This window comes from Deltaproteobacteria bacterium CG11_big_fil_rev_8_21_14_0_20_42_23 (assembly GCA_002796345.1).
Lineage (GTDB): Bacteria > UBA10199 > UBA10199 > 2-02-FULL-44-16 > 2-02-FULL-44-16 > 1-14-0-20-42-23.
The window spans coordinates 1-11,057 of record PCXC01000056.1; the positions used below are offsets into that span (position 1 = coordinate 1).

11 protein-coding genes and 2 tRNA genes are annotated in these 11,057 nt (G+C 44.1%); 2 read left to right on the plus strand and 11 right to left on the minus strand.

Annotated features, from left to right (window positions below; genetic code table 11):
* Positions 1–144: 144 nt before the first annotated feature.
* The 11 genes from COV43_06705 to COV43_06755 all read right to left on the minus strand — a co-directional run bounded on the left by COV43_06705 (position 145) and on the right by COV43_06755 (position 10,536).
* On the minus strand, positions 145–1,455 hold the full coding sequence (locus COV43_06705) for an acetyl-CoA acetyltransferase (protein ID PIR25145.1): 1,311 nt from the start codon (positions 1,453–1,455) through the stop codon (positions 145–147).
* 235 nt (positions 1,456–1,690) lie between these two features.
* Positions 1,691–2,080, minus strand: a complete 390-nt coding sequence (locus COV43_06710) for a methylmalonyl-CoA mutase (protein PIR25146.1) — start codon at positions 2,078–2,080, stop codon at positions 1,691–1,693.
* Positions 2,081–2,091: 11 nt separating this feature from the next.
* Complete coding sequence (locus tag COV43_06715) at positions 2,092–3,750, minus strand: methylmalonyl-CoA mutase (protein PIR25147.1); 1,659 nt, start codon at positions 3,748–3,750, stop codon at positions 2,092–2,094.
* Between the two features lie 158 nt (positions 3,751–3,908).
* Positions 3,909–5,054 (minus strand): acyl-CoA dehydrogenase, encoded by a 1,146-nt coding sequence (locus tag COV43_06720; protein PIR25148.1) that lies wholly within the window; start codon positions 5,052–5,054, stop codon positions 3,909–3,911.
* A gap of 23 nt (positions 5,055–5,077) precedes the next feature.
* Positions 5,078–5,860, minus strand: a complete 783-nt coding sequence (locus tag COV43_06725; protein PIR25149.1) for a hypothetical protein — start codon at positions 5,858–5,860, stop codon at positions 5,078–5,080.
* Complete coding sequence (locus COV43_06730) at positions 5,850–6,707, minus strand: 3-hydroxybutyryl-CoA dehydrogenase (protein ID PIR25150.1); 858 nt, start codon at positions 6,705–6,707, stop codon at positions 5,850–5,852. Before COV43_06730 ends, COV43_06725 begins: the two co-directional genes overlap by 11 nt.
* 2 nt (positions 6,708–6,709) lie before the next feature.
* Positions 6,710–7,885 (minus strand): acetyl-CoA C-acyltransferase, encoded by a 1,176-nt coding sequence (locus COV43_06735; protein ID PIR25151.1) that lies wholly within the window; start codon positions 7,883–7,885, stop codon positions 6,710–6,712.
* A 99-nt stretch (positions 7,886–7,984) separates the two neighbouring features.
* Positions 7,985–8,923: a hypothetical protein gene (locus COV43_06740; GenBank protein ID PIR25152.1), complete on the minus strand. Its 939-nt coding sequence runs from the start codon at positions 8,921–8,923 to the stop codon at positions 7,985–7,987.
* A 191-nt stretch (positions 8,924–9,114) separates the two neighbouring features.
* Positions 9,115–9,741 carry an NADH-quinone oxidoreductase subunit I gene (locus COV43_06745; protein PIR25153.1) on the minus strand — a complete coding sequence of 209 codons (627 nt, stop codon included), beginning with the start codon at positions 9,739–9,741 and terminating at the stop codon, positions 9,115–9,117.
* A complete protein-coding gene (locus COV43_06750) occupies positions 9,656–10,213 on the minus strand; it encodes a dCTP deaminase (protein PIR25154.1) in 558 nt (185 codons plus the stop codon). The genes COV43_06745 and COV43_06750 overlap by 86 nt, the downstream gene beginning before the upstream one ends.
* A 143-nt stretch (positions 10,214–10,356) precedes the next feature.
* Positions 10,357–10,536, minus strand: coding sequence for a hypothetical protein (locus tag COV43_06755; GenBank protein PIR25155.1), 180 nt, complete (start codon positions 10,534–10,536; stop codon positions 10,357–10,359).
* 204 nt (positions 10,537–10,740) lie between these two features.
* Between COV43_06755 and COV43_06760 the strand changes: the two genes are divergently transcribed.
* Together COV43_06760 and COV43_06765 are read left to right on the plus strand one after the other, a co-directional pair.
* A tRNA-Lys gene (locus COV43_06760) sits at positions 10,741–10,813 on the plus strand.
* Positions 10,814–10,829: 16 nt separating this feature from the next.
* Positions 10,830–10,905, plus strand: a tRNA-Glu gene (locus tag COV43_06765).
* The last annotated feature ends 152 nt before the right edge of the window (positions 10,906–11,057 follow it).

Here is an 11,057-nt window from a genome sequence, read left to right on the forward strand (position 1 = left end):
TCCTGCTGAGGTCTTCTTGAACCAAGTGTTGCACTTCGAATGTGAATCCACATCCCCGCGTTCGCGAGGATGACAAAAAACAAAATTATACAAAAGAAGCTAAAGTACCAAACACTAAGTACCAGGTACCATTCTACCATCGTACTAACACTTCTCCAACACACTCACCGTAACATACGTTCCAGTTCCTGCATGAGAATGAATGACGCCTCGTTTTGCGTTTTTTACTTGAAGTTTGGCGTCGGCAAAATGTTTTTCAATTTTTTCTGTTAATTGCCAGTAAGCAAAGGTTGCTTGCATTAAACCTGTTGCACCAACGGGATGTCCGCACGCAATAAGGCCGCCAGACGGATTCACTGGGCATTCGGATTCGTATTCAAACTTCATTCCGTAATCTATGCCTGGCATGTGGGCTTTTCCTGAAGTGGCAAAGTTTCCGCCTTCACCGTATTTGCACAATCCCATATCTTCGTACGTTTGAATTTCAGATGAGGTGTAGGCATCGTGAAGCTCGACAAAATCTACTTCTTTTAGCGGATCTGTAATGCCTGCCATCTTGTAAGCTTGAATTGATGCGCATCTGCCAGCTCTGAAAGAGTGAATGCCAGGGTAATCTAAATTTTTGTAATCAGCTTCAGTTTCGTTTGGAAGCAGTGGAACTTTTTTGTGAGGCCGATCGGACATACGCATGGCGTCTGTGCCACGGCCGATGCCGGTGATCTTTGCTTTTGGCAAAGTTTTTCCTGCGGCAGCTTCTAATTTTTTTACGCCCTCTTCGCTTGCAAGCACTACCGCTGCAGCGCCGTCGCTCATGGTGCAAATATCAAGTCGTGTTAATGGCCAAGCCACCATTGGTGCATTGCGCACATCTTGAATGCTGAGCTTCATTTGCTTTTGCGCGTAAGGATTATGAAAAGCATTGTTGTGATTTTTTACCGAAACCGCTGCAAGTTGCTCTACAGTTGTTCCAAATTCTTGCATGTGACGTGTTACCATCATGGCGTAGTAGCCTGAGTAAAATCCGCCGACGGGAAAATCGAAACTTACATCGGAAGCAAGTGCGATGAATTCATTTCCCTTCCAAGTGTTTACATGGCTCATGGTTTCGAAACCAAAAATGAGGCATGTATCCATATGGCCCGATGCAATATTTTTCCAGCCTTCCTGGAAAGACAGACCACCCGTGGCTCCGCCGCCTTCAACGCGGTGCGAAGGTTTTGGACAGAGGCCCAAAAAATCTTGGCACATTACGCCTGCCATCAGCTGACGCGTGAAGTGATCAGAAAAATAAGAAGCAACTGAGCCATCCACAATTTCCAAAAACTTTGGATAATCGATGCCCATATCGTTGATGGCATATTTCACCGCTTCATCTACGATGGCTTGAAAGGTTTTATCAGGCCTTGCTTTTTTAAACTTCGATACACCAGCGGCAACTACATAAACGTCTCTCATGGTTCCTCCTTATTTGGTACGATAGTGCGATAGTATTTAGTACTTGGCGGTTTGTTCTTTTTGTCATCCTCTGGCTAGACCAGGCCTGCCTGCCGGACAGGCAGGGGATCCACAATTCTTTTTTACAATGTCATGAATAACGATAAATTGTTTAAATATCTGGATCCCCGCGTTCGCGAGGATGACAAAACTAAAAAATGAGAATGAAAAATAAAGTTAAAAAATCTTTACCGAATCATTTTACATTTTTCTCAACCCAATTGGTGATGTCATCAATGGGTGTTCCTGGAGTAAAAATTTCTGAAACTCCAAGGGCTTTTAATTGTTCGATGTCATCTTGTGGAATAATGCCACCGCCGAAAATTTTGATGTCGTCAGATTTTTCGGCTTTGAGCAAATCCATCACGGCTTTAAACAAATACATGTGCGCGCCAGATAAAATAGAGATGCCAATGGCGTGCACATCTTCTTGAATGGCAGCTGCAACAATTTGTTCGGGAGTTTGGTGTAAGCCAGTGTAGATGACTTCGTAACCTGCATCACGAAGTGCGCGAGCTATAATTTTTGCACCGCGGTCGTGGCCGTCTAGGCCTGGTTTTGCGACGAGTATTCTAATTTTTTTCATAGTTTCATTTCTTAAAAAATTCCGGGATCGTTGTATTCGCCAAACACACTTTTCATGGTGCTCATCATTTCTTCTTCGGTGCAGTAAGCAAGAGCGCAGTCGACAAGTGCTGGCATTACATTTTGATTATTGATGGATGCATTTTTTAAAGCTTGAAGTGTATTTTCCACTTCAGCTTGATTTCGTTTTGCTTTCATGGCTGCAATTCTGGCAACTTGTTTTTCTCTAACACTTTCGTCGATCCGCAAAATATCTGGTTCTCCTTCATCTTCGCTGATGAAGTCATTGACACCGACAATAATTTTTTCTTTTTTTTCAATTTGTCTTTGATACGTAAAGCTTGCGTCAGCAATTTCCTTTTGTGGATAACCAATATCAATCGCTTTCAACATGCCACCCATATCTTCAATTTTGTTGATGATGGCCATTGCTTCTTCTTCCATTTCGTCTGTGAGTTTTTCAACGAAATAGGAACCTGCAAGTGGATCGATGGTATTTGTTACACCAGATTCGTGTGCAATAATTTGCTGCGTGCGCAATGCAATGCGCGCTGAAAATTCTGTTGGCAACGCTAAGGTTTCATCAAGTGCATTTGTGTGCAGCGATTGTGTTCCGCCTAAAACTGCAGAAAGTGCTTGAAGCGTTGTGCGTGTAATATTGTTGTATGGTTGTTGCGCTGTAAGTGAGCAGCCCGCAGTTTGAGTGTGGAAGCGCATCATAAGTGAGGTCTCTTTTTTGGCGCCGTATTTTTCTTTCATCACTCTAGCCCAAATTCTTCTGGCAGCTCTGTATTTGCAAATCTCTTCGAAGAAGTCGCTGTGAGCATTGAAGAAAAATGAAAAACGTCTTGCAACTGTGTCAACATCTAAGCCGCGTTCTTTGCAGGCTTGCACATAGGTAAAACCATTTGACAACGTGAAGGCAAGTTCTTGCACTGCGGTAGAACCCGCTTCGCGAATATGATACCCTGAAATGGAAATGGGATGAAAACGTGGAACTTCTTGTGCGCAAAATTCGATCATATCTACCACAACGCGCATTGATGGGTTAGGAGGAAACGCCCACGAATGTTGCGCAATAAATTCTTTGAGGCAATCGGTTTGAACTGTTCCGCCGATTTTATCCCAAGCAACACCCTGCTTTTTGGCAAGCGCTAAGTACATGGCCAGCAAAACTGCAGCTGGTCCGTTGATGGTCATGGATGTTGTAACCTGATCGAGTGGAATGCCATCGAATAAGGTTTCCATGTCTGCCAAGCTATCGATAGCAACACCACACAAACCTACCTCACCGTGAGAGCGCTTGGAGTCTGAATCGTAGCCCATCAGGGTTGGGAAATCGAAAGCAACTGATAAACCATTTTGTCCATGTTCGAGAAGATAGCGGTATCTTTTGTTTGTTTCTTCGGCAGTTCCAAAACCAGAAAAAAGCCGCATGGTCCACAAACGACCGCGATGCATAGTGGGATAAATTCCACGCGTGTAGGGAAATTCTCCTGGCAAGCCCAAATCTTTTTCTTCATCAAGATGTTCGATGTCAGCTTGAGTATAAAGACGTTTGATGGGCTTGGAAGAAAGCGTTGTGAACTCTGCATGGCGTTCAGCATGTTTCTTTATGGTAGGTTCAACAAGTTCCTCTTTCCACTTTTTTATTTTGTCTTTTGAAATCATATTTTGTTCTCAGATTTTCACGATTCTTTGTCATCACGAGGAGCATAGCGACGTGGTGATCTCATCGGTCAATTGTCAGAGGAGATCCTTCGTTACACTCAGGATGACAAACAAAGCACTTAGTACTAAGTACCAAGCACCATCGCACTATTGAACTATTAAACCAACTCTTTAAACACCGCGCGTGAAATGACTATGCGTTGGATTTCACTGGTGCCTTCGTAAATTTCGGTAATTTTTGCGTCACGGAAATATCGTTCAACGGGATATTCCCTGCTGTAGCCGTAGCCGCCCAATACCTGAATGGCATCGCGAGTAATATCGTTTGCAGCTTCGGATGAAAATAATTTTGCCATCGCTGCTTCTTTTCCAACATTTTTTCCTTCGCTTTTCAACCATGCTGCGCGGTGAATTAAAAGTCTTGCAGCATCTAGCTTTGTGGCCATGTCTGCAATTTTCCATTGGATGGCTTGAAAATCGGCAATCACTTTTCCGAAGGCTTCTCGTTCTTTTGCATATTTTGTTGCAGCTTCAAATGCAGCTCTGCCAATACCTAGAGCCTGAGCTCCAATGCCAATTCTGCCACCATCCAATGTGGCCATGGCAATTTTAAATCCGTCACCTTCAGCGCCCAAGAGATTTTCTGCAGGCACTTCACAGTTTTTGAAATTGAGTTCAGAAGTTGAGCTGGCTCGAATGCCTAATTTTTTTTCAATTTTTCCAATCTGAAAACCAGGGTAATTTTTTTCAACAATAAAGGCTGAAATGCCTTTGTGTTTATCGGTGCTTGTTCGTGCAAATACAATAATTGCATCTGCATTTGGTCCGTTGGTAATCCAATTTTTGGTTCCATTTAAAAAATACTTGTCGCCTTTTTTTTCTGCTTGGCAGCGAAGTGCGCCTGCATCTGAACCAGAGCCTGGTTCAGAAAGTGAATAGGCACCAAGTTTATTTCCACTCGCCCAATCTGGGATATACTTTTTCTTTTGGGCATCATTTGCAAAGTGCATAAGACATGTGAGGTAAAGCGAATTGTTTACGGACATGGTAACAGCTGTGGATGCGCAAGCTGCTGCAATTTCTTCCAGCACAATCACATAATCTAATGTAGACATGCCTCCGCCGCCAAGTTCGTGAGGAACCATCATGCCCATAATTCCCATCTCTGCCATTTTTTTAATGTTCTCTGTTGGGAATGTGCTGCTTTCATCTAGCTTTGCGGCATGTGGGGCAATTTCGCGTTTTGCAAAATCGCGCATGGTTTGTTGCAAGAGTAATTGTTCTTCGTTTAATTGAAAATCCATTTCATCCTCATCTAAAAAGTAAATTATTTTCCCGTAAAGTTTGCTTCTCGTTTTTCGATAAAAGCAGTGAGCCCTTCAAGGTGATCTTCGTCTTTAAAAAGTTGGGCAAAATGTTCGCATTCATTTTCTAAAGCTTTTTGCAATGGAAGCGATTGGCCTTCGTGTAAAACTTTTTTTGCCAGACTTACTGCAAGTGGGCCGTTGGTATTGATAGTGTTTGCAACTTTGAGTGCTTCTTCCAGAAGTTGATCTTGAGGAAATATTTTATTTATAATGCCAACAGCAAGAGCACATTCAGCTTTTAATTGAGCTGCACTGAAAATGAGTTCTTTTGCTTTGGCTATTCCCACAAGTTGTGTAAGCCGCTGAGTGCCGCCAAATCCGGGATAGAGGCCAAGCTTTGTTTCTGGCAATCCGAAGACGGCGTTATCGGAAGCATAAATAAAATCGCAAGCAAGCGCTAATTCGCAGCCGCCACCCAAGGCAAAACCATTCACTGCTGCAATGACGGGGTGCGAACATGCTGCAACGGCGTTCATGGCTTTGTGGCCAAGCTTTGCAAAGGCCATGGCTTGTTCTGGTTTCATGGTGCTCATGGCTTTGATGTCTGCGCCTGCAACAAAGGCTTTGTTTCCGGCGCCGGTGAGAATAATGCTGCGAATATTTTTGTTTTCGTTCAAAGCAAGAAAACAATCAGCCAAATTGTTTAACACTTCTTCGTTCAAAGCATTGAGTTGTTCGGGACGATTTACGGTAACGGTACAGGTTTGCGTCTGTTCTGAAAGTTGTAGATATTTATAGTTCATATTTATAAAATCCTTCACCCGATTTTCGCCCTAACTTTCCTTTTTTCACCAAACGTTGTAACAGCGCTGGTGGGCGGTATCGCTGGTTTTGCAGGCCGTCTGCCATTACGTTCATGATGGAAGCGCAGGTATCGAGCCCAATGAAATCGGCAAGGGCTAGTGGGCCCATGGGAAAATTGCAGCATGTGACCATGCCTTTATCGATGTCTTCTTTTTCGCTTACACCTTCTTCTAATGCCAAGATAGCTTCTAAAATCATGGGCATGAGAATTCGGTTGGCCACAAAACCCGCTCTGTCTTTTGAACGGATGAGTGTTTTTTCTAAAATGTTTACGAGATCATAAACGCAGTTTTCAGTTTCTTTGCTTGTTTCATCGGCACTTATTACTTCAACGCCAGGCATAATGGGAACAGGATTCATAAAGTGCATGCCAATCACTTTGTCTTTTCTGTTTGTCGCAGCTGCAATTTTTGTAATGGAAATAGAGGAAGTGTTTGTAGCTAAGATAATGTTCTCTTGTGTAATTCGATCGAGTGCAGAAAAAATGCGCGATTTTAATTCTAGGTTTTCGGTTACGGCTTCCACTACAAAATCAACATGGCTAAGATCATCAAGGGAAGTTGTGGTGGCTATGAGGTTTAAAGCTTGGCGTGCAGTTTCTTGAGTAATTTTCTTTTTTTCAGCAAGTTTAGTGAGTGATTTTTCAATACCGGTTAAGGCTTTTTTACATTGTTCTTCACTTATATCTTGAAGTGTAATTTCAAAACCTTTCATGGCAAATACTTGCGCAATACCAGCCCCCATCTGCCCTGCCCCAACCACACCAATTTTTTTTATTTTATTCATTTTTATACCATTTCAAGAATCATCGCCGTTGCTTCTCCGCCGCCGTTGCAAAGGGCAACGAGTCCACGTTTCAACTTTTTTCGTTTCAGCGCATGCACAAGTGTGGTTACTAATCTTGCGCCAGTACATCCAAGAGGATGACCGAGTGCTACGGCGCCGCCATGAATGTTTACGGTTTCAGGATTTAGTTTTAATTCTTTAATTGCGGTTATGGTAACACAAGCAAAGGCTTCGTTGATTTCGAAAAGATCGATGTCCGCAATGCTTAAGTTTGCTTTTTTCAACACAGCATTCACTGCACTCACAGGCGCTGTTGTATACCAGGCTGGATCTTGCGAGGCGGTAGCACTTGCAACAATGCGAGCTATTGGAATGAGTTTGTGTTCGGCGATTGCTTTTTCTGAAGCCAGTAGTGTTACAGCTGCACCGTCACTTAAAGATGAGGCATTTGCTGCAGTGATTGTTCCATCTCGTTTGAACACTGGTGTGAGTGAAGAAACTTTTTCAGGTTTTATTTTGAAAGGTTCTTCATCATCTTTAAAAACTGTTGATTCTCGTTTGCTTTTTATGGTGATAGGAACAATCTCATCGGCAAAGAAACCTTGTTCTATCGCACTTTGCGCTCGCTTGTAACTTTCGAGAGCAAAAGTATCTGAAGCCTCGCGCGTGATAGAAAATTTTTCGGCACACTTTTCTGCCAACTGACCCATGTGCTCATTTGAATAAGGGTCCCAAAGACCGTCGTGTATCATCTCATCAACAAGCTCAGTATTTCCAAGTTGAATTCCAAATCTTGCTTTGTGCAAAAGGTATGGAGCGTTGCTCATGGATTCCATTCCACCAGCTACGATAAGTTGGCTTTCGCCAAGACGAATACTCTGATCTGCTAACATGATGGCAACTAATGCCGAGCTGCACACTTTGTTCACCGTGAGTGCTGCAACGTGCGGCGGAATGTTAGCTGCCAGCATTGCTTGTCTGGCCGGGGCTTGGCCAATGCCCGCTTGTAAAACACAACCTAAAATAACTTGATCTATTGTTTCTGGCGCAACGCCTGCTGATTTGAGGCACGCTTCAAAAACAGTGGCGGTAAACTGAGGAGCTGTGAGCGAGCTGAGTGCTTTTCCAAAACTTCCTATGGGCGAACGTTTTGCGGCTACAAGATATGTAGTTTCCATATTGCCTCCTAAACCATAAAAACGCTGCCCTTATGGCGCAAAGGAGTGTTCTTGTAAAGTGAAGAGTACGGTACTAAAGAGGCGAATTTGCCAAGAATTTTAAACTTCTTCTGCAGTGTAAGGATGTTTTTCAGCTAGTTCTTCTAGAGCGATGCGAAGAGGTTTTGAGATTTTTTTGGGCGGGACAATTTTGATGATAATGTATTCGTCTCCACGATCAGTTTTTCCTAACACAGGTGCACCTTTTCCCTTGAGGCGAAACTTTTGGCCGCTGGCAGTTCCTTCTGGGATCTTCATTTGCGCCTGGCCGCTTATGGTGGGCACCGTGATGCTTCCGCCTAACAAAGCTTGGTAAATGGTGACTGGCATTTCGCAGTAGATGTCTGCACCTTCTCTCCAAAATTGTGGATGTGATGCCACTTGAATGGTGAGAAAGAGATCTCCATCTTTTCCGCCGTGCTGACCAGATTGTCCTTTTCCTGCAACGCGAACCTTTGATCCGTTGTTTACACCGGCAGGAATTTTTACGGTGATGTTTTCAACTTTTCCATTTCGCTTGATGGAAATTTTTCTAGTACTGCCTTCAACGGCTTCGAAAAAACTAATTTCAAGCTGAACATTGGTATCGTCGCCCTTAACTGCTTGTGCATGTTGAGTTTGCGAGCGGTAGCGTTGTTGGCCGCGTTTAACTCCACCCATGTTGAACAGTTCTTCGAAGATATCGCCGAAGTCTCCAAATTCCACGTTTGTAGCGCCGCCCGCACCACCATATCCGCCGAAGCCCCCAAAACCTCCACCAGGAGCGCCTTGAAAGCCGCCACCATAGCCACCTTGCGAGAAGAGGTCGTATTGTTTTCTTTTTTCGGGATCGGAGAGAAGATTGTAGGCTTCTGAAATATCTTTGAATTTTTCTTCAGCTTTGCTTTCGCCTTTGTTGACATCGGGGTGATGTTGTTTCGCTAAGCGACGGTAGGCATTTTTGATTTCAGCCTGAGTAGCACTTTTGGGAACACCTAAGATTTGATAGTAATCTTTCATGGAGTGTAGTTTGAAGTTGGTAGTTACTCGTTTTTAGTTTTAAATTCTTACTCTTTGTCATCCTGAGAGAAACGCCCGCCTGCCGGACGGGCAGGAAGGATCTCCTCTGACAATTGACCGAGGAGATCACCTTGCCTGACCGGCAGGCAGGCCACGTCGTTACACTCCTCATGATGACACCTTAAGCTAATTTAATAAAGCCCAGCTGAAAGATTACTTGCTCCGTCGGCTTTGTTGCTCAACAATTTTTCTTTGTCGTAGATGGCGGTTGCTCTGTCGAAGCTGGCATTTTCAAAACGGCCAGTGTCCATCCTGATGGCATCACATGGGCAGGCTTCTACACATAAATTGCAAACTACGCAGCGAAGTTCGTTGATGTTGAAAATTTTGGGGCGTTTTTCAATCACATTGTCGCCAACATCTTCGGCAACAATTTCAATGCAACGAGCTGGGCAAATGGTGGAACACAGCATGCACGCAGTACATCGCACTTCGCCGTCTTCACGTTGCATCAAGCGATGTTCGGCACGGTAGCCTGGAGGAAGCTGTTTTTTTTCTTCAGGATATTCGATGGTGATCATTTCTTGCGTGCGAAGAAGATTTTTGAGGAAGTGACGGCCAGTGATAAGCATGCCGCACAAAATTTCTGGAAGCCAAGCTCGTTCCCACAAGCTCATTTTTTCTTTTCGATCAATTTTGTATGTTTTCGGAGCCATGATTCCTCTGCTAAATTTATCCGTGCCCTTTTGCATGCGTGATGTTTTTGCTGGCTTGGTATTTCCCTTTTTTATCCGCATACGAAATTTCACATGTCTCATCAGACTGCAAGAAAATTAGCTGGCCTATACCCTCCCCCGCGTAAATGCGCGCTGGGACTGCATTTGTGTTGGTGATGGAGATGGTTGCATAGCCTTCCCACTCTGGCTCGAATGGCGTAACGTTGATGATGATGCCGCATCTGGCATAGGTGGATTTGCCCGTGCAGATGGTGAGAATGTCGCGCGGAATGCGGAAATATTCTATGGTTTGCGTGAGCACAAAAGTGTGCGGTGGAATATCGCAGTATTCACCGATGTGTTCTACGAATTGCGCGTCATCAATTTTTTTAGGATCTATTACACTTCCCGCCTTTGGCTGAAAAATTTTGAAGGTATTTCCGATACGAAAATCATAACCGTAAGAACCAACCCCGTAAGAAATTCCCCCGCGCTCTTGTTTCTCGGCAAGCGGTTCAATCATTCCCAGTTCGTTTGCATTTTTTCGAATCCAGACATCAGGTTTAATAGGCATTATCTCTCCTTTGTGAATGGCCTTATGGCAGAGAGAAAACAAATTGACAAGGGGTTTGGAAAAATCTTGTGGAAGGAAAATTAAAAAAGCCTACTCGAACGTGAATAGGCTTTTCTGATTTGCTTGAATTAAAAAACTAAATGCTAAATGTCGCGGTCTTTAACTGTTTGGCGACCGTTGTCTTTAGCGCGGGCAGCTGCTTTGTCGCAAAGTTCGCGGAGTGCATCAGAAAGAGCATTAACTGCTGTATCTGAAGTAGAGCATCCTTTGCTCTTAAGGTATTCTTTTACTTTCGACACTACTACCAATGTTTCTTTTGCCATCTTTTCCTCCTTAAAAAGAATGTTAAAAATTTCGGGGATACTCGTGTCTTACAACGAAATTGTCAATTGAAAAAATTATAAAGGGTTCTGTTGACAAGCAGAATGAGCTTTGTTACTAACCGCGCCACTTGAGATCATGGGCCCAAAGCAGCAGCTGCCCGCCACGGGAAAGTTCTTGAAACAATTCAACCTTTCTGATCTTTCGAGCCGCTAGCTCAGTCGGTAGAGCATCGCCCTTTTAAGGCGGTGGCCCTGGGTTCGAGTCCCAGGCGGCTCACAGGAAAGCAGTAAATGTCCCCATCGTCTAGAGGCCAAGGACACCGCCCTTTCACGGCGGCGACACGGGTTCGAATCCCGTTGGGGACGCCATTTACAGGAACAGTGAACCTCATCAGCTTGGTGAGGTTCACTTATCCCTGTGCTTCATAATACCCGCCGTCTTTCGCTATCGGAACCATCCGGATCACATCCACGAACATGCTCTTGATATACGCGTTGGCCCGGGGAATATCCTGCCCGAT

Bases quoted from the DNA above. Each gene is read 5' to 3' on its own strand.
- COV43_06705 (PIR25145.1), bottom strand. From the start codon at position 1,455: ATGAGAGACGTTTATGTAGTTGCCGCTGGTGTATCGAAGTTTAAAAAA.
- COV43_06710 (PIR25146.1), bottom strand. From the start codon at position 2,080: ATGAAAAAAATTAGAATACTCGTCGCAAAACCAGGCCTAGACGGCCAC.
- COV43_06715 (PIR25147.1), bottom strand. From the start codon at position 3,750: ATGATTTCAAAAGACAAAATAAAAAAGTGGAAAGAGGAACTTGTTGAA.
- COV43_06720 (PIR25148.1), bottom strand. From the start codon at position 5,054: ATGGATTTTCAATTAAACGAAGAACAATTACTCTTGCAACAAACCATG.
- COV43_06725 (PIR25149.1), bottom strand. From the start codon at position 5,860: ATGAACTATAAATATCTACAACTTTCAGAACAGACGCAAACCTGTACC.
- COV43_06730 (PIR25150.1), bottom strand. From the start codon at position 6,707: ATGAATAAAATAAAAAAAATTGGTGTGGTTGGGGCAGGGCAGATGGGG.
- COV43_06735 (PIR25151.1), bottom strand. From the start codon at position 7,885: ATGGAAACTACATATCTTGTAGCCGCAAAACGTTCGCCCATAGGAAGT.
- COV43_06740 (PIR25152.1), bottom strand. From the start codon at position 8,923: ATGAAAGATTACTATCAAATCTTAGGTGTTCCCAAAAGTGCTACTCAG.
- COV43_06745 (PIR25153.1), bottom strand. From the start codon at position 9,741: ATGAGACATGTGAAATTTCGTATGCGGATAAAAAAGGGAAATACCAAG.
- COV43_06750 (PIR25154.1), bottom strand. From the start codon at position 10,213: ATGCCTATTAAACCTGATGTCTGGATTCGAAAAAATGCAAACGAACTG.
- COV43_06755 (PIR25155.1), bottom strand. From the start codon at position 10,536: ATGGCAAAAGAAACATTGGTAGTAGTGTCGAAAGTAAAAGAATACCTT.